The 23,743-nt window shown below is 41.8% G+C and carries 19 protein-coding genes and 2 tRNA genes; 9 read left to right on the top strand and 12 right to left on the bottom strand.

Annotated elements, in window-relative coordinates; genetic code table 11:
- The first annotated feature begins 7 nt into the window (after positions 1-7).
- Entirely contained in the window at positions 8-2,302 is a 2,295-nt protein-coding gene (locus DZC72_RS01745; protein ID WP_125221191.1) for a glycoside hydrolase family 3 protein, read from the top strand.
- Between the two features lie 77 nt (positions 2,303-2,379).
- On the opposite strand, the gene DZC72_RS01740 is transcribed toward DZC72_RS01745, so the two are convergent.
- The 4 genes from DZC72_RS01740 to mutS all read right to left on the bottom strand — a co-directional run bounded on the left by DZC72_RS01740 (position 2,380) and on the right by mutS (position 6,205).
- Positions 2,380-2,889, bottom strand: a complete 510-nt coding sequence (locus tag DZC72_RS01740) for a PepSY domain-containing protein (protein WP_125221190.1) — start codon at positions 2,887-2,889, stop codon at positions 2,380-2,382.
- A gap of 384 nt (positions 2,890-3,273) precedes the next feature.
- Positions 3,274-3,357, bottom strand: a tRNA-Leu gene (locus DZC72_RS01735).
- A 77-nt stretch (positions 3,358-3,434) separates the two neighbouring features.
- A tRNA-Gly gene (locus tag DZC72_RS01730) sits at positions 3,435-3,507 on the bottom strand.
- 94 nt (positions 3,508-3,601) lie between these two features.
- Entirely contained in the window at positions 3,602-6,205 is a 2,604-nt protein-coding gene (gene mutS / locus DZC72_RS01725; RefSeq protein WP_125222559.1) for a DNA mismatch repair protein MutS, read from the bottom strand.
- A 121-nt stretch (positions 6,206-6,326) separates the two neighbouring features.
- Between mutS and DZC72_RS01720 the strand changes: the two genes are divergently transcribed.
- Entirely contained in the window at positions 6,327-6,857 is a 531-nt protein-coding gene (locus DZC72_RS01720) for an RNA methyltransferase (protein ID WP_125221189.1), read from the top strand.
- Positions 6,858-6,968: 111 nt separating this feature from the next.
- Here DZC72_RS01720 and folK read toward each other — a convergent pair whose 3' ends face one another.
- The gene (gene folK, locus DZC72_RS01715) at positions 6,969-8,114 is read right to left on the bottom strand and encodes a 2-amino-4-hydroxy-6-hydroxymethyldihydropteridine diphosphokinase (protein WP_125221188.1); all 1,146 of its coding nucleotides are present in this window, start codon (positions 8,112-8,114) and stop codon (positions 6,969-6,971) included.
- A gap of 71 nt (positions 8,115-8,185) precedes the next feature.
- Between folK and sppA the strand changes: the two genes are divergently transcribed.
- The 3 genes from sppA to DZC72_RS01700 all read left to right on the top strand — a co-directional run bounded on the left by sppA (position 8,186) and on the right by DZC72_RS01700 (position 13,503).
- Positions 8,186-9,946 (top strand): signal peptide peptidase SppA, encoded by a 1,761-nt coding sequence (gene sppA, locus DZC72_RS01710; RefSeq protein ID WP_125221187.1) that lies wholly within the window; start codon positions 8,186-8,188, stop codon positions 9,944-9,946.
- 1 nt (position 9,947) lies between these two features.
- Positions 9,948-10,658 carry a queuosine precursor transporter gene (locus DZC72_RS01705; RefSeq protein WP_125221186.1) on the top strand — a complete coding sequence of 237 codons (711 nt, stop codon included), beginning with the start codon at positions 9,948-9,950 and terminating at the stop codon, positions 10,656-10,658.
- Positions 10,659-10,773: 115 nt separating this feature from the next.
- Entirely contained in the window at positions 10,774-13,503 is a 2,730-nt protein-coding gene (locus DZC72_RS01700; protein WP_125221185.1) for an AsmA-like C-terminal region-containing protein, read from the top strand.
- Here DZC72_RS01700 and DZC72_RS01695 read toward each other — a convergent pair.
- Positions 13,496-14,290: a DUF2797 domain-containing protein gene (locus tag DZC72_RS01695; RefSeq protein ID WP_125221184.1), complete on the bottom strand. Its 795-nt coding sequence runs from the start codon at positions 14,288-14,290 to the stop codon at positions 13,496-13,498. The two genes, DZC72_RS01700 and DZC72_RS01695, sit on opposite strands and share 8 nt — an antisense overlap.
- Positions 14,291-14,365: 75 nt before the next feature.
- On the opposite strand from DZC72_RS01695, the gene DZC72_RS01690 reads away from it, so the two are divergent.
- Complete coding sequence (locus DZC72_RS01690; RefSeq protein ID WP_125221183.1) at positions 14,366-15,922, top strand: GH3 auxin-responsive promoter family protein; 1,557 nt, start codon at positions 14,366-14,368, stop codon at positions 15,920-15,922.
- Between the two features lie 141 nt (positions 15,923-16,063).
- Positions 16,064-16,633, top strand: a complete 570-nt coding sequence (locus tag DZC72_RS01685) for a hypothetical protein (RefSeq protein WP_125221182.1) — start codon at positions 16,064-16,066, stop codon at positions 16,631-16,633.
- Here DZC72_RS01685 and clpX read toward each other — a convergent pair.
- The 6 genes from clpX to DZC72_RS01655 form a co-directional block, all read right to left on the bottom strand.
- Positions 16,630-17,865, bottom strand: a complete 1,236-nt coding sequence (clpX, locus tag DZC72_RS01680; RefSeq protein ID WP_125221181.1) for an ATP-dependent Clp protease ATP-binding subunit ClpX — start codon at positions 17,863-17,865, stop codon at positions 16,630-16,632. The two genes, DZC72_RS01685 and clpX, sit on opposite strands and share 4 nt — an antisense overlap.
- Positions 17,866-17,951: 86 nt before the next feature.
- A complete protein-coding gene (gene clpP / locus DZC72_RS01675) occupies positions 17,952-18,632 on the bottom strand; it encodes an ATP-dependent Clp endopeptidase proteolytic subunit ClpP (protein WP_125221180.1) in 681 nt (226 codons plus the stop codon).
- Between the two features lie 88 nt (positions 18,633-18,720).
- On the bottom strand, positions 18,721-20,043 hold the full coding sequence (gene tig, locus DZC72_RS01670; RefSeq protein ID WP_125221179.1) for a trigger factor: 1,323 nt from the start codon (positions 20,041-20,043) through the stop codon (positions 18,721-18,723).
- Positions 20,044-20,147: 104 nt separating this feature from the next.
- On the bottom strand, positions 20,148-20,492 hold the full coding sequence (locus DZC72_RS01665; protein ID WP_125221178.1) for a phage holin family protein: 345 nt from the start codon (positions 20,490-20,492) through the stop codon (positions 20,148-20,150).
- Positions 20,493-20,563: 71 nt separating this feature from the next.
- Positions 20,564-21,343, bottom strand: coding sequence for an alpha/beta fold hydrolase (locus tag DZC72_RS01660; RefSeq protein ID WP_125221177.1), 780 nt, complete (start codon positions 21,341-21,343; stop codon positions 20,564-20,566).
- Entirely contained in the window at positions 21,340-22,053 is a 714-nt protein-coding gene (locus DZC72_RS01655; RefSeq protein ID WP_125221176.1) for a pyridoxine 5'-phosphate synthase, read from the bottom strand. Before DZC72_RS01655 ends, DZC72_RS01660 begins: the two co-directional genes overlap by 4 nt.
- Positions 22,054-22,145: 92 nt before the next feature.
- Between DZC72_RS01655 and DZC72_RS01650 the strand changes: the two genes are divergently transcribed.
- Together DZC72_RS01650 and DZC72_RS01645 are read left to right on the top strand one after the other, a co-directional pair.
- The gene (locus DZC72_RS01650) at positions 22,146-22,802 is read left to right on the top strand and encodes a CBS domain-containing protein (protein ID WP_125221175.1); all 657 of its coding nucleotides are present in this window, start codon (positions 22,146-22,148) and stop codon (positions 22,800-22,802) included.
- Between the two features lies 1 nt (position 22,803).
- Positions 22,804-23,688 (top strand): NAD kinase, encoded by an 885-nt coding sequence (locus DZC72_RS01645; RefSeq protein WP_125221174.1) that lies wholly within the window; start codon positions 22,804-22,806, stop codon positions 23,686-23,688.
- Positions 23,689-23,743 lie beyond the last annotated feature (55 nt).

Here is a 23,743-nt window from a genome sequence, read left to right as displayed (position 1 = left end):
TGAAATAATGAAACATAATAAACAGAATACTTTTTTTATAATTGCCCTATGTGCAATTTTACTGGTTAGTTGTGGTGATAAGTTCACTACCCAACAGAATGAGGATTACATAGAGGTAAAAAACTTGGAAGGAAGCACCTTGGGGTATCATCCTGAATCTGGGGTACAACTCCTTACCGTGGATAGATATGCCTTCAAAGACCTCAATAAAAACGGCGAACTGGATGCTTATGAAGATTGGCGCTTGCCAGTCAAAGAACGTGCAAAGGATTTGGCGAAAAAAATGAGTTTAGAAGATATCGCAGGTCTTATGCTATACAGCTCGCATCAATCCCTCCCTGGAAGAAGCCGTGGTTTTGGGTCATCCACCTACAATGGCAAAACCTTTTCAGAAAGCGGTGCTCTTGCAAGTGATTTGTCCGATGAGCAAAAGAAATTTTTGAGTGATGACCATTTACGCCATGTGTTGATTACCTCTGTGGAGAGTCCCGCAGTCGCAGCGCAGTGGAACAATAATGTTCAGGCTTTTGCAGAAGGTTTATATTTGGGTATTCCGGTCAATACAAGTTCCGATCCTCGTCATGGCAGTGATTCCTATGCGGAATTCAATGCTGGTGCCGGTGGGGATATTTCAATGTGGCCGGGTACTTTGGGCATAGCAGCCTCTTTTGATCCCGCCCTCATGAAACAATTTGGTGAAATTGCTTCCAAGGAATATAGGGCATTGGGAATCGCCACGGCTCTTTCTCCACAAATAGATTTAGCGACAGAACCTCGTTGGAGCCGTTTTGATGGTACAATGGGTGAAGATCCTGATTTGGCAACGGATTTGGCAAGAGCTTATGTTGACGGATTTCAATCAACCAATGGAGGCGATTGGGGCATGGAAAGCGTGAATGCCATGGTAAAACATTGGCCTGGCGGTGGACCGGAGGAAGGTGGTCGTGACGGACATTTTGGTTATGGTGCCTATGCGGTCTATCCTGGTAAAAATATTAAAGATCATATGCAGCCCTTTACGGAAGGTGCCTTTAAACTTGAAGGTCCCACAAAAATGGCTGCGGCTGTGATGCCGTACTATACTATTTCCACAGGGGAGGGCGAGAAAGTCGCGAACGGCTATAATAAGTATTTAATTACGGATGTGCTTCGGGGAACGTATGGTTACGATGGCGTATTGTGTACGGATTGGGGTATCACGAGGGATATAACTTCCGTATCTAAATTTGAAGGAAAACCTTTTGGTGTAGAAGGGCTTTCAGTTGCGGAACGTCATTACAAGGCAATAGAGGCTGGAATGGACCAATTTGGTGGCAACAATGATATGGGGCCTGTTTTAGAGGCTTATAAATTGGGTGTTGCCGAGAAAGGTGAAGAGGCCATGCGAGCGCGATTTGAGGAATCGGCGGTACGTTTGTTGACCAATATATTTAGAACTGGCCTTTTTGAAAATCCATATTTGGATGTGGAAGAAACCAAGGAAATTGTGGGAAATAGTGAGTACATGAAAGCTGGTTTCGATGCGCAGCTACGCTCCATTATAATGTTAAAAAACAGTAACAAGGCACTTCCAATTGAGACAAAGCAAAAGGTTTACGTACCACAGCGCTATATAGCACCTACTACGAATTGGTGGGGCGTGACTACCGAGCCTAAAACGGTAGATGCTTTCAATATGGAAGTCGTAGCGAAATACTTTGATGTTGTGGAAACTCCAGAAGAGGCAGATTTTGCATTGGTGGGGATACAAAGTCCCGATGGTGGTGTAGGTTATAACGATGCAGATTTGGAAAAAGGAGGCAATGGATACATTCCGATCAACTTACAATATGGTCCGTACACGGCCAATACAGCCCGTGAAGTTAGTTTGGCCGGCGGTAGTCCTTTAGAGGATTTTACCAATAGAAGTTATAAAGGAAAATCGGTAACCACCATTAATGCAACAGATATGCAATTAGTGAACGATACCAAGGCAAAAATGGGAGATAAACCAGTAATTGTATCGGTAAAGGTTTCAAAGCCTATGGTGTTTTCAGAAATTGAACCCAGTGCTTCGAGTATTTTGATCCACATGGGTGTACAGGACCAGGCGTTGATGGACATAATTTCCGGTAAGGTGGAACCATCGGCATTGCTTCCATTTCAGATGCCCGCGGATATGCTTACCGTGGAAGCACAATTTGAAGATGTGCCAAGGGATATGGTGCCTCATACCGATGCAGATGGAAATGTATATGATTTCGCCTTTGGGCTGAATTGGAGCGGGATTATTACCGACGAGCGTGTTAAGAATTATAAATAAAAATTCAAATAACCCATTGATTTATAAAAGAACCCCGACAATCGTCCGGGTTCTTTTTTTGTAAGGCAAATAATGTATCAAACCATTAAAAGGACCACCGTCAATAAAAAACCAGCAACGGCAAAATAGATGCCCTTTTTGTAAATGGGTGCCTTTGGGTTGATCATAAAAAAAGCGGATACAGAAAAGAACAGTAAACCTATACCAAATAGTATAGCGAGCCAAAACAAGGGATTCCCCTGGTGCATCTTATGCAGTTTGTTCATTTTTTCGATGACGATAGGTTGACGCTTTTCTGTGTAAGATACATCGCCTGTAACCTTATTATAAGTGCCATTGCCAAAATAAACCATGTCTCCCTCCGTCTTATCCACTTTGAAGAAGCGCATACGAAGTTCTTGACCCAATTTTTCCTCATTCAACCCTTTAGGGATTGTTTTTGTGATGGTAACCTCACTTTTTAGGAAGTCTGTGTTTCTAAAGGTTAAAACAATTCCACTAATGGCATAAACAGCCATAATACCAGCTAGGAAAAAGCCTAGGTAGCGGTGAAATTCCCTAAAAGTGTTCTCTGATTTTCTGCTCATATTACTATCGGTTATTTAGTCTATTCAATTTTAGAGGCCTAAAATAGCAAAAGGTTTAATGGTGAAGGCTTATTTTTTAATGCAATATGAATGGTTTAGTAAAAAAAGGTGAACCTCTCAACGTAGAGAATAGATTTTTATAAATAGCTCATTCCTGTTTAAAAATTTCACAATTAAAAAACCCTCAAAATCAAATGATTGAGAGGGTTTTTTAGTACTCGAGGTGGGAATTTCCTTAGGCGAGTCCCCTTCAAACTTGTTGAAATTATAAAAGTCAATCATTTTATGATTGCTTTCTTGTTTTTCAAGCTTTTCACAAATTTGATTTGCTCAATCTTTCAAAACAAAAAAGTCGTGATAATTCACGACTTTTCCAATTATAAGTACTCGAGGCGGGACTTGAACCCGCACGGGCAAATGCCCACAGGATTTTAAGTCCGGCGTGTCTACCAATTCCACCACTCGAGCAGGACTTATTGTTATTTTAAATAAAAAACTCCGCTTTCGGGGCTATGCGTAGCCGTAGCCGTGCGGAGTAAAAATTGAGCGAAAAACGGGATTCGAACCCGCGACCTCCACCTTGGCAAGGTGGCGCTCTACCAACTGAGCTATTTTCGCAAATTAAAAAGAACGTACATCTCTAAAGATGCGGATGCAAATTTAATACAATTCTATAAATGTCAAAGTAAAAAAAGCAAAAGAATGACTTTTATTAAGAGGTAGCTTTCTTCTTTTTTGACAACAAGCGTTTTATCTCGTTGAGTTTCATCAAGGCCTCCACTGGGGTAAGTGTATCAATGTCCAAATGTAGGATTTCTTCCTTAATCTCTTCCAAGAGGGGATCGTCCAAATTAAAGAAGCTTAGCTGCATTTCTTCCCTTGAAGACGAGAGCTTTTCTGTTAGTTCTTCGTTGGAGTGGGATTTCTCCAATTTCTTTAAAATCTTATTGGCCCTAGATATGACCTGTTGTGGCATACCCGCCATTTTGGCCACATGGATGCCAAAACTATGCTCGCTGCCACCAGGTGTTAATTTTCTAAGGAACAATACGTTATCCTTGAGTTCTTTTACGGAAACATTGTAGTTTTTAATGCGGTCAAAGGTAGCCGCCATCTCGTTCAATTCATGGTAGTGTGTGGCAAACAAGGTTTTGGCCCTTGCAGGATGTTCGTGAAGATACTCCGAAATGGCCCAGGCGATGGAAATACCATCGTAGGTACTGGTTCCCCGGCCAATTTCATCCAAAAGCACCAAACTTCGTTCTGAAAGATTGTTGAGGATAGAGGCGGTCTCGTTCATTTCAACCATAAAGGTCGATTCTCCCATCGAGATATTGTCACTGGCGCCTACACGGGTAAAAATTTTATCCACATAGCCAATTTGCGCAGCTTCAGCGGGAACAAAACTTCCCATTTGGGCCAAGAGTACAATGAGCGCCGTTTGTCGTAAAATAGCCGATTTACCACTCATATTGGGTCCCGTAATCATGATAATTTGTTGGCCGCTTCGATCCAAGGATACGTCATTGGCAATGTAGGCCTCGCCCAATGGCAATTGTTTTTCTATGACCGGATGGCGTCCGTTTTTAATAATAATATCCGTGGAACCATTGAGTTCTGGTGCAACGTACTGGTTTTCCTTCGCCAATTGGGTAAATCCGCAGAGACAGTCGAGTTGAGCTATTAGATGGGCATTTTGCTGTACCGGTTGGATATATTCCTGCATCCACACGATTAGCTGCGAGAACAACTGCTGTTCTAAAGAAGTGATACGTTCCTCCGCTCCCAAGATTTTAGATTCGTATTCTTTTAGCTCTTCTGTAATATAGCGCTCTGCGTTGACCAAGGTCTGTTTACGGATCCAAGTTTCCGGAACCTTGTTTTTGTGGGTGTTTCGAACTTCTATATAATAGCCAAAAACGTTGTTGGAAGCAATTTTAAGTGAGGATATACCGGTCGCCTGCGTTTCGCGTTCCAGCATTTGGTCCAAATAATCCTTCCCACGGGTTGCCAGTCCACGTAATTCATCCAATTCATCGGAAAATCCATCGGCAATAACATTGCCCTTTAGGATATTTACGGGAGCCTCCTCATTGAGCATTTCCTTGATTTTGTTTCGCAACAGGTCACAAGAATGTAATTTGTCCCCAATGAGGGCCAAAGCCTCGTTCTGGGAGTTGCAGGTAATTTGTTTGATAGGTATGATGGCCTGCAGGGAATTCTTTAGCAGAACAACCTCCTTTGGGTTTACTTTCCCTGTGGAAATCTTGGAAATCAGCCGTTCCAAATCCCCAATATGTTTGATGTTCGCCTGTAATTTGTGAAGTATTTCCTCGTTTTCGTACAAGTGTTTTACAACCTCATGCCGACTCCTAATTTTTTGGACGTTTTTAAGCGGTAGGGCCAACCAGCGTTTGATCATCCGTCCTCCCATTGGGGATATGGTTTTGTCAATAACGTCCAATAAGGTTACGGCATTTTCGTTATTGGAGTGGTACAGTTCCAGGTTTTTAATGGTGAAACGGTCCATCCAAATATATTCGTCCTCGGCAACGCGCTGAAGGGTGTTGATGTGTTGCAGCTGCCTGTGCTGGGTTTCTGATAGATAGTGCAGGATTACGCCGGATGCGATAATCCCATGTCCTAAATGGTCCACCCCAAATCCCTTTAAGGATTTGGTCTTAAAATGGTTGGTGAGGTTCTCCAGGGCATAGTCCTCTTGGTAAACCCAATCCTCCACAAAAAAGGTGTGGAACTGATTTCCAAAAATGTCGGCGAATTCCTTGCGGTGCGATTTGGAGATGAGGATTTCATTGGGCGAGAAATTTTGTAAAAGCTTGTCCACCTGCTCTTCGCTTCCTTCAGAAGTCAAGAATTCCCCTGTTGAGATATCCGCAAAGGCAACCCCGATCTTCTTTCTCCCAAAATGGACGGCACAAAGAAAATTATTGCTCTTTGCATTTAGGATATCATCATTTAATGCTACGCCCGGAGTCACCAATTCAGTGACCCCGCGTTTTACGATGGTCTTGGTCTGTTTGGGGTCCTCCAACTGGTCACAAATGGCCACTCGTTGCCCGGCCTTTACCAATTTGGGCAGATAGGTATTCAAGGAATGGTGGGGAAAACCGGCCAGTTCCGTTCGGTCACCGCCATTGTTTCGATGTGTAAGGATAATGCCCAGAATTTTGGAGGCCTTGACGGCATCTTCCCCAAAAGTCTCGTAAAAGTCGCCCACACGAAACAACAACAGGGCATCAGGATATTTGGTCTTGATGGTATTGTATTGTTTCATCAATGGGGTCACCTTTTTCATATTTCCTTTCGTTGCCACTTGTTCTCTACCTATTTTTGTCCATTCAACACGAATATATGGCATTCCCAAGGCGATTGGAATTTTTGTTGATATTTACCCATGATAGTTGAAAAGTATCCCTATGAGAAAACTAAAGAACGAGGAGCTGGACCGATTGGACGTAGACCAGTTTAAGAAAAGTGAAAAAATTCCCGTAAGTATCATATTGGACAACATACGTAGTCTGAATAATATTGGATCTGTTTTTAGAACCTCCGATGCGTTTTTGGTGGAGAAAATATACCTCTGCGGAATTACGGCAAAACCACCACATAAGGATATCCATAAGACCGCCCTTGGTGCCACGGAAAGTGTGGAATGGGAGTATGTGGAAGATATTATGGACTTGTTGCCAAAGCTTAAATCCAGTGGGTATATGAATTTGGCTATAGAGCAGGCCGTGGGGGCTCAGATGCTCCATACTTTTTTGCCAAATACATCTGGAAAGTACGCGCTGATTTTTGGAAACGAAGTAAAAGGGGTGCAGCAAAAAGTAGTGGATGGGTGCGATTCCGTGTTGGAAATACCCCAATTTGGGACCAAACACTCCTTGAATATTTCTGTTAGTGTGGGGGTGGTGGTTTGGGATTTCTGGAGTAAACTACAAAAATAAAAGCCCGGCATAACCGGGCTTTACGTATAGTTTGAGTTAGTTAGTTTCTCGAAAGAGGATGCCAAGAAAGTAAATTCATTTCTATTGTGCAAGAAATTTGCCAAAATTGTGTTAATCCCGCTGTTGAAGGGCAAAGCTGGAAATACTTTCTAAGAGGGTTTTGTAATCAGGTTCTTTATTTACAAAGTCAAGCTCGGAAACATCTATAATCAACTGGTTTTGTTGGGGATACGTCCTTAAAAAATCAAGGTAACCGCGATTTATCTTCTCAAGATAGTTGGCATCTATGCCCTTTTCGTAGTCCCTGCCTCGCATTTTGATCTGCTCCAAAAGTCGCTCCGTGGTCTGATACAGATAGACGTAGATTTTAGGTTTTTTGACCTCCTTGTACATAAAATTGAAAATCTTCCTGTACAGTTCAAATTCATCTTTTTGTAGTGTTACCTTGGCAAATATCAGCGACTTGAATATGTCGTAGTCACTGACCATAAAATTTGTAAAAAGATCGAATTGATTGGTATCGTCCATATATTGCTGATACCTATCGGCTAAAAAGGACATTTCTAAGGGAAAGGCATACCGCGCTTTATCTTTATAAAAATTTGGTAGGAAGGGGTTTTCCGCAAAACGTTCCAAAATCAATTTGGCATTAAAATTCTCCGATATTTTGGCGGCCAAACTGGTTTTTCCGGCGCCAATATTTCCTTCGATGGCAAGAAACTGTACATCGGAAAACAATTCCATTCTATTTTTAAAGAGTTTTATCGGCAGTTTCGTTATTTCGCTCTTGTCCTTGGTTTCCTGTAATAGATTACGAGTGTCCTTATTGACGATGGGGTGATAAAATTGTGGGGCGATATCGGCCAAGGGCTTTAAAACAAACCTGCGTTCCGTCATTCTGGAATGGGGTACGGTCAACTTTTCCGTATGCACCACGTGCGTATCAAAATAAATGATGTCCAGATCAATAACCCGGCTTTGGTATCCTGATTCCGAGGTTCTTTCCCTGCCTAAGTGTTTTTCAATGGCCAATAGATGCTCCAAAACATCCTCAGGAGGCGAGTCGGTCTTTACTTCGAGACAGGCGTTGAAAAAATCATCCGAATCAAATCCTAGGGCAGGGGTGTTGTAAACATGGGAAATAGCGGTGACCTCGCCAATACGTTCCCCAATGAGAAAGATTGCTTTTTGTAGGTTGTTGCGCTTTTGGCCCAGATTACTGCCAATGGAAAAATAAACGGTGTTCGATTCTAACATAATATGAAGGCAAATTAACTAAAACAAATTCACATTGGTTATCTTTGGAAGCTAATAAAAATTGCGTTTTAATGAAGTTTTTGGGAAACCTTTTAGCGGCCATTCTGGGCACCTTAATTGCCTTGGGAATCATCTTTGTGATGTTCTTTGTATTCATTGCGCTTTTGGGAAGCGGTGAGGATACCGTAAGTGTTAAGAGCAACTCTGTTTTGGAAATTCAGCTACAAAGGCCTATAGCAGATTATACCGGTAGCAGTGAAATGAATCCGTTCTCCGGTTTGTTCGAGGAATCCCAAGGATTGGACGATATTCTTCAAGCGATAACCGTTGCAAAAGGTGATGAGAGAATAAAGGGTATTAGTATCAACAACAATTTTTTGTTGGCCGGATTGGCCCAGACACAGACCCTGCGAAAGGCCTTGGACGACTTCAAGGAATCCGGGAAGTTCATATACGCCTACGGCGATTTCTATTCCCAGAAGGATTATTATTTGGCCAGTGTGGCGGATTCGGTTTTCTTGAATCCAGTAGGGGTAATGGACTTTAGGGGTCTTTCTTCAGAAGTGCTGTACTTTAAGGACCTACAGGAAAAAACAGGTGTGAAAATGGAGGTCATCCGTCACGGGAAGTATAAAAGTGCTGTGGAGCCTTTTCTGGAAAATGAGATGAGCGAGGCAAACAGGAAACAAATTGGAGAATTGCTGCAGTCGCTTTGGAATTCAATGATCGATGACATTTCCATGGCCAGGGATATAAGCCCTCACGACTTAAATATCATTGCAGATACTCTAGGTGGAAGGATGCCCAAATATGCCAAGCAGAACCGTTTGATCGACGAGGTTCTCTTCTATGATGAATACGAGAGTGTAATCGCCCGTGCTCTTTCAGAAGAAGAAAAAGAGGATATCAATTACATTTCATTGGATGATTATACTCGGTTCTCTACCAAAAAGGAATTAAAAGTAGGGAACGATAAAATTGCGGTCATTTTTGCCCAAGGGGAAATATTTTATGGTGAGGGCGGACCGGATGTAATCGGTCAAGGCATTATAAACGAAGCCTTGATCAAGGCCCGTGAGGATGAAAAGGTAAAGGCCATAGTGCTACGGGTAAATTCACCCGGGGGTAGTGCCCTTACTTCTGATATCATATGGCGGGAAGTGGAACTGGCCAAAGAAGTAAAGCCCGTAGTGGTGTCCATGGGCAATGTGGCCGCCTCCGGCGGTTATTATATTGCGGCCGGGGCCGATAAAATTTTTGCCGAACCAACTACCATTACGGGATCGATCGGGGTTTTTGGAACGATTCCCAATATCGAAGGCCTGGCCAAGGACATCGGCATCAATGCGGAGCAAGTGGGTACCAATAAGAACTCGGTCGAGTATTCCCTATTTGAACCCATGGGAGAGGCCTTTAGGAACCAGGTGCAGGAGAGTATCGAGGATACCTATGAAACCTTCCTGACACGAGTGTCCAATGGTAGGAACATTTCCATGGCCCAGGCCGATAGCATTGCCCAGGGCAGGGTTTGGAGCGGAGTGGACGCCAAGCGATTGGGTCTTGTGGATGAACTAGGAACTTTGGAAGATGCCATTGCCGAGGCCGCCAGGATGGCCGAAATCGAAAGTTATGGCATACGCAAGTACCCCAAATACAAATCTGGCTTTGAGCGTTTTATCGAAGATATTTCCGGTGCCGGAGCCAAAATGAAGGAAAATATAATCAAAGAGGAAATAGGGGAGGAGACGTACCACATTTTAAAGGATATAAAATCCTATATGAACCAAAAAGGTATTCAGGCCAGAATGCCCTTTATCCTGAACATCGATTAAAATGTTACAAAAGGATAAATTGCTGGCCAGAAGCATCTATTTATATCTTGGGGCACTGTTCATCACCTCTTTGGTGGTGTCCAACCTTATTTTCCAGAAGTTTTTTTATTGGAAGCCCTTTGGTGATGTTACCGTTTTTGGGGTTTCGTTGTTCGAGATTTCCGTGGGAATTCTACCATATCCGATTACTTTTTTGATTACCGACCTTATTTCCGAGATTTTTGGGCGAAAAAAGGCCAACCAAATCGTTACAGCGGGCATTTTTGCTTCTTTTTTCTCTTTGGGTATCGTGTTATTGGCCAATGTGGCCCCTGCCATTGAATCGTCCCCATTGAATGATGAAATCTTCAGTAGGGTATTCGCGCTCTCGCCCATAGCGGTATTGGCTTCTATGCTTGCTTATTTGGCGGCCCAGTACATTGACATTGCCATTTACCATTTCTGGAAGAGAGTGACCAAGGGGAAATACTTGTGGCTTCGGAACAACTTTTCCACTTTTCTGTCACAATTTGTGGATACGTTCACCGTCGTAGGACTGCTCTGCCTCTTTAAGGTCTTGCCATGGGACCTGTTTTTCGGCCTTGTGATAAGCGGCTTCCTTTTTAAGATTTTTATAGCATTGATTGACACCCCTTTCCTGTATTTCTTCGTATATATGATGCGGAAACGATTTAACCTTGCCATAGGTGAGGAAATCGACCTTGATGCATAATAATCGTGTTGGTTTTTGAGTTCTATCGGTAGCATCAACAATTGGTAGAAAAGCATCAATGATTCCAATGGATTTTCAATAGATTGTTAGAAGAAATTGCTTTTTAAATTAACATATGAAGAAGATATTAAAGATAGTAGGCATAATCCTTTTGCTGATAATGGGCCTATTGGTTTCCATCCCCTTTTTTCTGGAAGCCAAAATTGGGGACATCATTAGGAACAATGTAAATAGTTCCGTTAACGCCACTTTGGACTTTACCGATGCCAAATTGAGTCTCATCCGTAGTTTTCCCAATGCCGAGGTTAGCTTAAAGGACGTAAGCTTGGTGAACAAGGCCCCTTTTGAGGGCGACACTTTGTTTGCCTCCAAGGAAGTCTCATTGTCCATGGGGGTCATGCAGTTGTTGAAATCAAGCGGCGAACCTATTTCCATTTCAAAATTACAGGTGAGCGATGCGCTGTTACATATAAAGTTGGACGAGGCCGAAAATGCCAATTACGATATTGCCTTGGAGTCCGAAACAACGGGTGCGGAAACTTCATCGGATACCGAAGGTTTTGCCTTCAACATGGAATCCTACGAAATAAACAATTCGAGGATTTTGTACGATGATTTTTCCACCGGCATTCATTTGGAAATCGATGAAATGAACCATAAGGGAACCGGAGACCTTTCCTTAGCAACCTCGGAACTGGATACCCACACGGATGCCCTTGTTTCCTTTGAAATGGACAGCACCAATTATTTAAACAAGAACAAGGTGCAATTGGATGCGCTGATCGGAATCGATTTGAACGAAAACAAATATTCCTTTTTAAGGAACGAGGCGCTGGTCAATCAACTTCCGTTGGTTTTTGAAGGCTTCGTAAAATTGAACGACGACAATCAGGAAGTGGATATCAGTTTTAAGACTCCCTCGTCCGATTTTAAAAATTTCTTGGCGGTCATTCCTGAAACGTATTCCAAAAATATTGAAAACGTTACAACAACGGGGGATTTCGTTGTAGAAGGCCGCTTTAATGGAATCGTAGACGAAGAACATATTCCAAAGTTCAATATCAAGATAAATTCGAACAATGCTTCGTTCAAATACCCGGATCTGCCCAAAACGGTAAAAAATATATTCATTGATGTAGCGATAAACAATAATAGTGGTTTGGCCGAAGATACGTACGTGGATATCAATCGTGCATCCTTCATGATCGATGAGGATCGGTTCAATATGACCTCAAAAATTTCCGAATTGATGGGCAATACCAAAGTCGATGCCCATTTGGACGGAAAAATGAACTTGGCCAATCTTGAAAAGGCATACCCCGTACCGGCGGGACTTAGTTTAAAGGGGCTGTTGAATGCCGATATTTCCACGGCTTTTGATATGGCAACCATTGAAAGGAAACAGTACGAGAATACAAAGACGGAAGGGCAAATGACCCTTACCGATTTTGAATATAAATCCGAGGAAATTCCCAATCCGGTTGTGCTTAACTCTACATCGGTTTCATTTAATCCTAAATCGGTTACCTTGCGCGAATTGAAGGGCTCCACGGGACAAACAGATTTCCGAATTACAGGTACCATAAACAATTTTCTGGGGTATTTGTTCAATAATGAAAACGTGGAGGGCACCTTTGATTTGGTTTCCAACACTTTTGCGTTGAACGATTTTATGGTGGAGGAATCAGGGGAGGCTTCGGGAAATACTTCCTCCCAGAATACGGCATCGGAAGAAAGAATCAAAATACCTTCCTTTTTGGATGCCAACTTTAATGCAAGGGCCAATACCGTTATCTATGATAATATTACACTCCGGGACGTTTCCGGAAACCTGAGTATAAAGGACGAAAAAGCGACCTTGAGCAATATGACATCCTCTTTGTTCGATGGTAAGGTCGCCTTTAACGGAGAGGTTTCCACAAAACAGGAAACCCCCACTTTTGCCATGCAGCTGGCTTTGGACCAATTGGAATTGCAAGAAAGCTTTCAGGCATTGGAATTGTTTCAGGCCTTGGCACCAGTGGCAAGAATTCTCAAAGGGAAATTCAGTTCTGATATTTCCCTTTCAGGTAATTTGACCGATGATTTTACCCCAGACCTACTTTCGTTGACCGGTAATATCCTCGCCGATGTAATCACAAGGGAAATCAGTACTGATAAAGCGCCGGTGCTATCAGCGTTGGATACTAAGTTGGATTTCATCGATTTGGAAAAACTGAGCTTGAAGGAGTTAAAGACAAAACTATCCTTTGAAAATGGATTGGTCGCGGTAAAGCCCTTCAGTATTCGATATCAGGATATAGAAATCAACGTGGACGGAAACCACACTTTTGACCAAAAAATGAATTACAAGGCCACTTTACAGGTTCCATCCAAATATTTGGGCAAGGATATAAATAACTTGATTGCGAGGATAGATGATCGTTCTCTTGATAGCCTAACCATTCCCGTTACGGCCAATATCGGTGGGGTTTACAATAGCCCGGAAATTACAACCGACTTGACATCGGGCATAAAAACATTGACCAACCAATTAATCGAGATAGAAAAGCAAAAATTGGTCAATAAAGGAAAGGATAAGGCCAAGGATTTGATAGGGGATATCTTATCCGGCTCAACCAAAAAGGACACCACCGGTCAGGATACCAAAACAGGTGCCAAGGAAGTATTGAGCGGTATTTTGGGTGGTTCCAATAAAGCGGATTCCACAAAAATAAAAACGGATACACCCTCTACACCACCTAAAAAGGAGGAAGCCGTCAAGGAGGCCGCCAAGGATGTGTTAAAAGGTCTTTTTGGGAAGAAAAAGACAGAAACGGAAACCAAGAAAGATTCCGTTAATTGATGGTTAGCCCTACATAATAGCCTTCACTTCCTCGAATATTGAAAACGGTATTGTCTTCAAAAATGAGATACTGACCTTTAATTCCTTTTAGGATTCCTTGATATGTTGGGGTTTTGTCCAGGCTTAGGCTCTTGACCTTCTCCGGAAATTGTAATACAGGGAATTCCAAATTGGTTTCCGTATTGCTTTCAATGAAATAGGGCAGGGCCTCTTGTGGAATATAGGACCTAAGCTTGTTGCGCCACGCTACTAAATCCTGATCTTCGATATCATTGGTCAGCATCTTACGCCAATTGGTCTTGTCCGATACATGGTCCTTTAGGGCAACCTCCGTAATACCGGCCAAATACCTGTTGGGCACTTCTACGATTTCAATGGCCTCGTGCGCCCCTTGATCGATCCATCGTGTGGGAATCTGCGTCTTTCTCGTAACGCCTACCTTGATATTGCTTGAATTTGCTAAATAAACTATATGGGGTTGTAGTTGTACTTTTTTCTCGTACTCCAAATCCCGGTCTTCTTGATCTAAATGAGCGGTACTTAACTCAGGGCGCATAATCCAATCACCAGCGGCTGGAATATCAAAAAAACAGGACCTGCAAAAGCCTTGGCGGTAAATGGGTCGGTCATTACCGCAGTTCAAACATTGATGTTTTATAAGCTCAATATGTAATTGGCAGTCCAGTACCTGGTTCATATTCAGAAAGTCGGATTCAAAAACCAAATAATATTGAATGGGGCTTGCCATTTCCGTCTGCATTTTTTTTAGAACGCCTTCGTACTGCATTATTATCTCGATTAAAACTTCAATTTGAAAATGATAGGGATATACGCTATTTTTAGGCGTTAAAGATACCTAAAAATGTCCATTCCACTTTTTAATTCCATTGCCTCTTGGTTGTTGAAAAAGCGCTATCATCAGATAGAACTTTTTTTAAAATATCCAGAGGAAGTACAGGAAGAGGTACTATTGAACCTGTTGGAATTTGCTGAGGACACGGAAATTGGACGGCATTACGATTTTGAAACCATAAACAACTATGGGACCTATAAGGAACGACTTCCAGTGGTTTCCTATGAAGAGGTGGAGCCCATCATAGAAAGGACGCGTAAAGGGGAGCAGAACTTGTTTTGGCCCACAACGGTGAAGCTTTTCGCAAAGAGCAGTGGAACCACAAATGCTAAAAGCAAGTTCATACCTGTTAGTTCCGAGGCCTTGGAGGATTGTCATTACAAGTCAGGAAAGGATTTGCTCTGTCTTTACCTGAACAACAATGAAAACTCGCAATTGTTTACGGGGAAGAGTTTACGCCTTGGAGGTAGTAAGGAACTTTACGAGGACAATGGTTCCTTTTTTGGCGACCTCTCCGCCATCCTTATTGATAACATGCCTCTTTGGGCAGAATTTAGCAGTACGCCTAGCAACAAAGTTTCCTTGATGAGCGAATGGGAAACCAAGCTTGGAGCCATTATAAGGGAGAGTGTAAAGGAAAACGTGACTAGCTTGGCAGGGGTACCCTCTTGGATGTTGGTTTTATTGAACAATGTATTACAGGAAACGGGAAAGGAACACCTTTTTGAGGTTTGGGAAAATCTGGAGGTGTATTTTCACGGAGGGGTAAGTTTTAGTCCTTATAGGGAGCAGTATAAGAGTCTTTTGCCCAGGAAGAATTTCAGGTATTATGAGATTTACAATGCATCAGAAGGATTTTTTGCCATTCAGGACCGTAACAATGCAGAAGATCTCTTGTTGATGCTGGATTACGGTATTTTCTATGAGTTCATTCCCATGGATGTATACGGTACGGATGAGCAAGCGTGTATTCCATTGTGGGATGTTGAAACAGGAAAGAACTATGCCATAGTGATTACTACCAACTCTGGCCTTTGGCGCTACAAGATTGGGGATACCGTTCGTTTTACCTCGAAAAATCCATATAGGATACGTATTACCGGGAGGACCAAACACCATATAAACGTTTTTGGGGAGGAACTGATCATTGAAAATGCCGAAGAAGCACTGAAAATGGTTTGTCTAAAAACAAAAACGGAAATCAAGGATTATACTGCAGGGCCCATTTTCATGCATGGAAAAAAGAAGGGATCCCATGAGTGGATCATCGAGTTTAGGAAGTCACCAAAAGATCTCAACTACTTTACGGAATTACTTGACAATGCCTTGAAAGCCCTGAACTCCGACTATGAGGCCAAACGCTACAATAATATTACCTTAGAAATGCCCAAGGTGCATGTAGCCCGCGAAAACCTTTTTTACGATTGGTTAAAAATCAACGATAAATTGGGAGGACAGCACAAAATCCCAAGACTTTCCAATAGAAGGGATTACCTTGAAAAATTATTGTGTATGAATTCCTCTTCTGACCATTCGGTGCGAGAAGAACTTACCAAAGAAAGTTAGGATATTTAGGACGGTTTCTTGTATAGGAATGGTCTTACATCGAGGATTTGGGACGAATTACCAAATAAATTATAGAATAGGCCGTTAAATAATCAATTTAAGGGTCTAGTTCCCAAATTATAAATTTACTAAACTAAAATTATGGCTGAAAAACTTGTTATTGTCTCGGATATGTGGGGCACCAAAAATGGCCTTTGGATTACTTCATATTTAGGATATCTTCAGCAATATTTTGATATCACTTTTTATGATAGCCAACAACTCGCAAACATTGATTTGCCAGTACAGACCGAACAAAACATTCATGATGCTTTTGTAAATGGAGGTATCGATACCGCGGTAGCCCATCTTTTGAAAAAGGAAAATGCACCTTGCTACTATTTAGCATTTAGCACGGGCGGTACCATTGTCTGGAATGCCGCAAAAAGCGGATTGCCAGTAAAATCGCTCTATTCCATTTCAGCGACAAGAATTAGACTACAGGATGAAAAACCCTTGGTTCCCTTAAATCTTATTTATGGGGAAATGGATGCCAATAGACCCGACGATATTTGGGCCAATAAGTTGGATGTGGACATGGATGTCGTTCCAAATTATGGGCACACCTTATATACCGATGAAAAAATAATACGGAAAGTCTGTCTTTCCTTGTTGAATGAAGTCACTTCGATAAATATTCCCGAAAAAATAGAAAAGAAAAAGGCGGTTTAAGAAACCGCCTTTAATTTTTTAACTGTTTCGTAGGACAGCTTTTGTTCTGCGTACGGTTTGGTTACCTTGAATTCTGTTTCCTCGGTACTTGGCATTTCGAACATGGCATCCGTAAAGATCGCCTCACATAGAGATCTGAGTCCCCTTGCCCCAAGTTTATATTCAATGGCTTTCTCCACAATGTAATCAAGAGCCTGTTCCGTTATTGTAAATGAAATGTTGTCCATGGCGAACAGTTTCTCATACTGCTTTATAATGGCATTTTTGGGTTCCGTCAAGATTGCCCTGAGTGTTTTTTTATCTAAGGGATTCATATGGGTGAGAACCGGAAGTCTTCCAATAATTTCCGGAATCAATCCAAATTCCTTTAAATCTTTAGGGATTATATATTGCAGAATATTGGTTTCATCGAGATTCTCCTCTGCTTTGGAAGCACTATAACCCACTGCCTGTAAATTGAGTCGCTTGGTTATTGCTCTTTCAATACCATCAAAGGCTCCTCCGGCAATGAATAAAATATTTTCCGTGTTGACTTCGATGAATTTTTGGTCGGGGTGTTTTCTACCGCCCTTGGGAGGCACATTGACCGTGGTTCCTTCCAACAATTTCAAAAGTCCCTGTTGAACTCCTTCCCCGGAAACGTCCCTAGTAATGGATGGGTTGTCACTTTTGCGGGCAATTTTGTCAATTTCATCAATAAAAACGATACCACGTTCCGCCTTTTCCAAATTATAATCAGCCGCCTGTAATAACCTCGTCAATATACTCTCCACATCCTCACCAACGTAACCTGCTTCCGTTAGAACGGTGGCATCCACGATGGCCAAGGGCACATTTAGCATTTTCGCAATGGTTTTTGCCATTAAGGTTTTTCCTGTTCCTGTTTGCCCCACCATGATTATATTGCTCTTCTGTATCTCTATATCATCTTCTTTGGACGAAGGCTGTAGCAGTCGTTTGTAGTGGTTGTATACCGCTACGGACATTACTTTTTTTGTACGTTCCTGGCCAATAATAAATGTGTCCAAAAAATCCTTTATTTCCTGGGGCTTTTTTAATGTGAGCTCAGTCGAAAGATCATTGGTTTTGGTCTGTCTTGTCTCTTCTGCAACAATACCATGGGCCTGCTCGATACATCTATCACAAATATGGGCGTCCAAACCGGCGATCAATAAATTGGTCTCTGGCTTTTTCCTTCCGCAAAACGAGCATTCTAAATTTTCCTTTGCCATATTAAAGTTTATCTGACCAACAACATAACGATTAGTATCGGTCCTTGGTGCGCTAAAAAAATAAAATAATAGCTAATTGGACGAAATTATTCTTTGTCCCTTACTAAAATCTCGTCGATCATACCATATTGAAGGGCAACATCGGCTTTCATCCAGTAATCCCGATCACTGTCCTCTTGTATTTTTTCTAAGGGTTGTCCGGAGTGTTTTGCTATGATTTGGTAAAGTTCATCTTTCAATTTAAGGATTTCACGTGCGGTAATCTCAATATCGCTCGCCTGTCCTTGGGCTCCGCCCATGGGTTGGTGGATCATGACCCTAGAATGGGAAAGTCCACTGCGTTTGCCCTTCTGGCCGGCACATAGCAATACGGCTCCCATAGAGGCTGCCATCCCCGTACAGATGGTTGCAACGTCCGGTTTTATGAATTGCATGGTGTCATAAATGCCAAGACCGGCATAGACACTACCTCCTGGTGAATTAATATAAATCTGTATGTCCTTTGAGGCATCTGCACTTTCCAGAAACAATAATTGTGCCTGTACTATATTGGCCACCTGGTCATTGATTCCAGTTCCCAAAAAGATGATCCTGTCCATCATCAATCGAGAGAAAACATCCATGGCAATGGCGTTTAGCTGTCTTTCCTCGATTATATTTGGGGTCATATCGACAGGATACATGCTGCTCATTATCTTATCGTAATACATGCTGCTTATACCCTGGTCCTTTATGGCGTATTTTTTAAACTCTTTTCCGTAATCCATAAATTTTTAATCAATTTTTTAGTAGTAAAAAAAGGTGCCGAAAAATAATTTTCCGGCACCGTAAAGATACTTAATTTATTGTTTGGATTTATCCGTAAACTTCCTTGACAAAGTTTTCATAAGTAACCTCCTTGGTCTTAAGGTTTCCTTTTTCCTTGTAAAGGTTCAACAGTTTTTGGCTCATTAGCTGTTCTGACAAGCGCCTAACTTCATCCTGATTTGACAAAACCCTAGTGGCAATATTGTCCAACTCCTCTTCCATTGGATTCAATTGGCCAAATTGTGCCATTTGGGACTTGATAAAACCTTTTGCAAATTCCTTCAACTCCTCAAATTGGACTTGGAGGTTGTTGTCCTTGATTATTTTTCCTTCTATCAATTGGTATCGCAGCCCTTTTTCCGACTTTTCATATTCTTCATTCGCTTCTTCCGGGGTCAGTTCCTTATCACCGGTCATTTGAATCCATTTGGTCAAAAATCCTGTTGGAAGTTCAAATTTGGTATTCTCTATGTAGTACTCCGTTACATCGTTCAATAACTTTTGGTCTGATTGTTGCTCAAATTGCTTTTCGGAATCCTCGGCGATACGCTCACGAAGTTCCTTTTCAGATTTAACCGAATCCTTTCCAAAAAGTTTATCGAAGAGTTCCTGATTCAATTCGGCGGGTTGCCTTTCATTGATTTCCGTTATAGTGAAGGAAACCTCCGTATCCAGACTGTCCGCCTTATCTTTGCTGATACCTAAAACACTTGAAAGAAAATAATCCTCCGTAAAAAGTCCTTTGGTCTTTAAAGTGACCGTATCCCCAACTTTTTTTCCAACCAAACCTTCAATGGCTTTTTTACTTTTGAGTCTGTCCATTTCCAAAAGTGCCTGATTGTCGATTCCTTCGGCTTCATTCTCAAACTTTCCGGCTACCTCGTCCTTTTTCCCAACCTCTTCCTTGCTTACAAGTTTTCCGTATTGTTTCTGGATGCGTTCCACCTGTTCGGAAATCATTTTTTTATCGGCAACAATTTTGTAATGGGTAATGGCCTTTTTGGTTTTTAAGGGAACTTCAAATTCCGGTGCCAGGCCCAGTTCAAATTCAAAATCCAGTTCTTCCTGGTCCCAATCAAAATCATCTTTTTGTTTAGGCAAGGGATTTCCAAGTACATCCAGTTTTTCCTCCGTAAGGTATTTGTTCAAATTGTCCTGTAGCAATTTGTTCACTTCATCTACCAATACGGCCTTTCCGTATTGTTTTTTGATAAGCCCCATAGGTACCTGACCCTTTCTAAAACCGGGTATATTGGCCTGCTTCTTGTAATTTTTTAGGATGGTGTCTACCTTATCTTGATAGTCTTCCTTGGTGATAGCTACCTTAACGACAGCGTTTAAGTCGTCTATCTGTTCTTTTGTAATGTTCATTCCTTCAGTATCTTCTTAATTACTTAAATAAAACGGGAGGCAAAATTAGGCTATTTTCTTCTGTCCACCAAGTTTTTAAAGAGCTGAATCTCAAATAATAACTGCTATTTGTCTTCTTTGAGCAAGGAAAACAAAATGGACTGCAAAAACGAGAGTAATAGACTGAATAGTAGTGCCCACCAAAGTCCGTCAACATTAAAACCTTCGATTAAATTATCGGCCAAAAGAATCAGGAGGGCATTTATAATTAATAAGAACAGTCCAAATGTAACAATAGTAACGGGTAGGGTGAGTATGACTAAAATCGGTTTTACCAAAAAGTTTAATAGACTTAGGACGATGGCCACAATAATTGCTGTAACATAGGAGTCTACAGTTACATGAGGTAGTAAATTGGCCAAAAGAATGACGGCCAGGGCACTCAACAAAATACGTATTATAAGTTTCATAATATTTTTGGTTTAGGTTCTTTTAAAGATAAAAAATAATGCGATAGGATGGAGTTCCTCCTAGCTGGGAATTATTCCATCTGTTTTAAAAAACGGAATGATTTTTCGAAAAATTGATCTGGGTTTTCCGCATGCAGCCAATGTCCTGCATCGTCGATTACCTCAATTTGGGCCTTGGGAAAGTGACTTTTAATTTGAGCCGTATCGGCATCGGTTACGTATTCGGATTTGCTTCCCTTCAGGAAAAGGGTGGGGCCATTGTAGCTCTCGGAACTGGAAATATTTTCTCCTATCTCTTCCATCTTTTTGCTAAGCACACCCAGGTTCATCCGGAACCCAAAGGTGCCGTTCTTGGTTCTGTATAGATTTTTGAGTAAAAATTGACGCACCCCAAAATTCTTAAGGTGTTTTTCAAGCTGTTCGTCCGCGTCCCCTCTTGTATTTATTAAGTCAAAATCCAATTGGGTAAGGGCGTTTATGATATCTTGGTGATGGGGCGGATAGAATCTTGGCGCAATATCCGCTACCAGCAACTTTTCAGTTTTCTGTGGATAACTGCAGGCGAATTGCATGACCGTTTTCCCGCCCATGGAATGTCCTATCAAAGCGGTCCTTTCTATGTTCTTTTCGTTTAGGTAGAGCAACAGATCTTCGGCCAAGAGGTCATAGTTGAATTCCTCCGACCAAAAACTACGGCCATGGTTTCTTTGGTCGATGAGGTGTACCTCAAAACCATTGTTGGCATATTGGTTTCCAAGTGTTTTCCAATTATCGGACATGCCCAAAAAACCATGCAATATGCAGAGGGGTTTACCTTTTCCTATAATGTTGGAATATAAAATTGGATTCATTTCAACTTGTTTAAGTACATGTTCACCACGTTTTCCAATCCCAAATAAATGGATTCGCAAATCAAGGCATGGCCAATGGAAACTTCCAATAGGTCAGGAATGTTCTGTGCAAAATATTGAATGTTGTCCAAGCTAAGGTCATGGCCCGCATTTATGCCAAGGTCTAGCTCGTTTGCCTTTTTTGCGGCTTCTATAAATGGTAGTATCGCTTTTTCTTTATTAAGGGAATAGCCTGTCGCGTAACTTTCGGTATAAAGTTCAATCCGATCCGTTCCTGTTTCTTTGGCACCTGCTACCATATTGGGGTCCGCGTCCACAAAAATGGAAGTACGGATTCCGGCATCTTTGAACTTGGCAATCACTTCTTTTAAAAATACCCGATGTTTTAGGGTATCCCAGCCGGCATTTGAGGTTATTGCGTCTTCGGCATCTGGTACTAGGGTCACCTGGTCAGGTTTCACCTCTAGAACAAGATCGACAAACTTTGGATTTGGGTTCCCTTCAATATTCAATTCTGTCGTAACGATTTTTTTCAGGTCCCTCGCATCCTGATAGCGGATATGACGTTCATCCGGTCTGGGGTGGATGGTAATTCCTTGTGCTCCAAATATTTCTATATCTGCAGCTACTCGTAATAAGTTAGGTACATTACCGCCCCTGGCGTTGCGTAGGGTGGCAATTTTATTTACGTTGACACTTAGTTTCGTCATATTCTCCATAATATATTAAAAGGAGCCCAAAAATACGAATAAGGCACGCCTTTTGATATTATTAATTGTTATTTTGCGTTATAAATTAGGCTATGAATATTCAACAATATATTATTTCCAATATTCCCGCATTTGATGTTCAAACTACTTGTGGTGAACTTATGGGGTTTTTTAAGGAAAACACATTTTCGCATATAGCGATTATTGAAAAGGATAGGTTTCTAGGGGTTTTTTCAGAAAATGACATGGATGTGGTTTCTGCCGAATCCACAATCGAGGAACATCGTTATGACCTGCAAGCCTTTTTTGTAAGGAAGGAAACCAGTTGGTTGGACGTTCTGGAAGTTTTTGCCCGAAACGAGGCGAATCTCGTCCCCATTTTGGATGAAGTGGAAAGGGTGGTCGGTTATTATGATTTGACCGATGTCGTTTCGGAATTTATAGAAACTCCATTTTTTACGGATCCTGGCAATATATTGGTAGTTGCCACGGGAATAAAGGATTATTCCTTTAGTGAAATATCACAAATAGTAGAAAGTAACAATGCCCGACTTATTGGAGGTTTTATTACCGATATGCAAAATGATGTGGTGCAGGTCACCATTAAGATCAGTACGGCGAACTTTGACAAGGTCTTGCAGACCTTTAGGCGTTACAACTACCAAATAATCTTCGGGAATAGTGACGATCAATTTTTAGAAGATTTAAAAAATAGGTCGGACTATTTGGATAGGTACCTAAACGTCTAGTATGAAGGTCGCTGTTTACGGTCAAACATATCAGGACAGTGCCATTGAATACTTAGAGGAGCTGTTGGACGAACTGGCGAAGGACAGTTCTTCTGAAGTGTGCATTGAGGAAGATTTTTATCAGCTTTATAAATTGAAAAATGGTGCCGCTACCTTTCAGACCTTCACCTCTTCGCATGGGTTGGACGCATCCTTTGATATGTTCGTTAGTTTTGGAGGAGATGGAACCATCTTGCGGGCCACTACATTTGTTAAGGACCTTGGGATTCCAATTGTAGGCGTCAATACAGGTCGGTTGGGGTTTTTGTCCACGTTTAAAAAGGAAGATGTACGGAAAGTGGTACAGGAATTTTTAAAGGGGGACTACACGATTGTGGAAAGGAGCCTTGTGCAAATCCATGCAAATGCCCTGGAGTCAGCATTCGGTGACCTGAATTTTGCCTTGAACGAGATAACCGTAAGTAGAAAGGATACCACCTCCATGATTACTGTGGAAACCTATCTAAACAATGAATTCCTTACCTCCTATTGGGCAGACGGACTAATCATTTCAACCCCCACGGGTTCTACGGGTTACTCCTTGAGCTGCGGAGGTCCGGTGATTGTGCCCACCGCAAAGTCCTTGGTCTTGACCCCAATAGCGCCCCATAATCTAAATGCGAGGCCCTTGGTAATTTCTGATGATACGGAAATAAGGCTGCGGGTTTCGGGAAGGGAGGAAAACCATCTGGTTTCCTTGGATTCCAGGATCGCTTCCCTGGAAAATGGACATGAAATTACCATCACCAAAGCTCCCTTTACCATAAAGATGATAGAGTACACATCAGAAAGTTTCCTAAAGACTCTTAGGAATAAATTATTATGGGGCGAGGACAGAAGAAATTGAACTTTCCCTTAAACAATATTTACCTCTAAAAACTGTTTACCTTGTGAGAAAGCCC

The organism is Maribacter algicola (assembly GCF_003933245.1).
In the GTDB taxonomy this organism is placed as follows: domain Bacteria; phylum Bacteroidota; class Bacteroidia; order Flavobacteriales; family Flavobacteriaceae; genus Maribacter; species Maribacter algicola.
The sequence above is the reverse complement of the archived record's forward strand: the minus strand, read 5'-3'. Positions and strand labels throughout refer to the sequence as shown.

Bases quoted from the DNA above. Each gene is read 5' to 3' on its own strand.
- DZC72_RS01745 (WP_125221191.1), top strand. From the start codon at position 8: ATGAAACATAATAAACAGAATACTTTTTTTATAATTGCCCTATGTGCA.
- DZC72_RS01740 (WP_125221190.1), bottom strand. From the start codon at position 2,889: ATGAGCAGAAAATCAGAGAACACTTTTAGGGAATTTCACCGCTACCTA.
- mutS (WP_125222559.1), bottom strand. From the start codon at position 6,205: ATGAAAAAGGTGACCCCATTGATGAAACAATACAATACCATCAAGACC.
- DZC72_RS01720 (WP_125221189.1), top strand. From the start codon at position 6,327: ATGAGAAAACTAAAGAACGAGGAGCTGGACCGATTGGACGTAGACCAG.
- folK (WP_125221188.1), bottom strand. From the start codon at position 8,114: ATGTTAGAATCGAACACCGTTTATTTTTCCATTGGCAGTAATCTGGGC.
- sppA (WP_125221187.1), top strand. From the start codon at position 8,186: ATGAAGTTTTTGGGAAACCTTTTAGCGGCCATTCTGGGCACCTTAATT.
- DZC72_RS01705 (WP_125221186.1), top strand. From the start codon at position 9,948: ATGTTACAAAAGGATAAATTGCTGGCCAGAAGCATCTATTTATATCTT.
- DZC72_RS01700 (WP_125221185.1), top strand. From the start codon at position 10,774: ATGAAGAAGATATTAAAGATAGTAGGCATAATCCTTTTGCTGATAATG.
- DZC72_RS01695 (WP_125221184.1), bottom strand. From the start codon at position 14,290: ATGCAGTACGAAGGCGTTCTAAAAAAAATGCAGACGGAAATGGCAAGC.
- DZC72_RS01690 (WP_125221183.1), top strand. From the start codon at position 14,366: ATGTCCATTCCACTTTTTAATTCCATTGCCTCTTGGTTGTTGAAAAAG.
- DZC72_RS01685 (WP_125221182.1), top strand. From the start codon at position 16,064: ATGGCTGAAAAACTTGTTATTGTCTCGGATATGTGGGGCACCAAAAAT.
- clpX (WP_125221181.1), bottom strand. From the start codon at position 17,865: ATGGCAAAGGAAAATTTAGAATGCTCGTTTTGCGGAAGGAAAAAGCCA.
- clpP (WP_125221180.1), bottom strand. From the start codon at position 18,632: ATGGATTACGGAAAAGAGTTTAAAAAATACGCCATAAAGGACCAGGGT.
- tig (WP_125221179.1), bottom strand. From the start codon at position 20,043: ATGAACATTACAAAAGAACAGATAGACGACTTAAACGCTGTCGTTAAG.
- DZC72_RS01665 (WP_125221178.1), bottom strand. From the start codon at position 20,492: ATGAAACTTATAATACGTATTTTGTTGAGTGCCCTGGCCGTCATTCTT.
- DZC72_RS01660 (WP_125221177.1), bottom strand. From the start codon at position 21,343: ATGAATCCAATTTTATATTCCAACATTATAGGAAAAGGTAAACCCCTC.
- DZC72_RS01655 (WP_125221176.1), bottom strand. From the start codon at position 22,053: ATGACGAAACTAAGTGTCAACGTAAATAAAATTGCCACCCTACGCAAC.
- DZC72_RS01650 (WP_125221175.1), top strand. From the start codon at position 22,146: ATGAATATTCAACAATATATTATTTCCAATATTCCCGCATTTGATGTT.
- DZC72_RS01645 (WP_125221174.1), top strand. From the start codon at position 22,804: ATGAAGGTCGCTGTTTACGGTCAAACATATCAGGACAGTGCCATTGAA.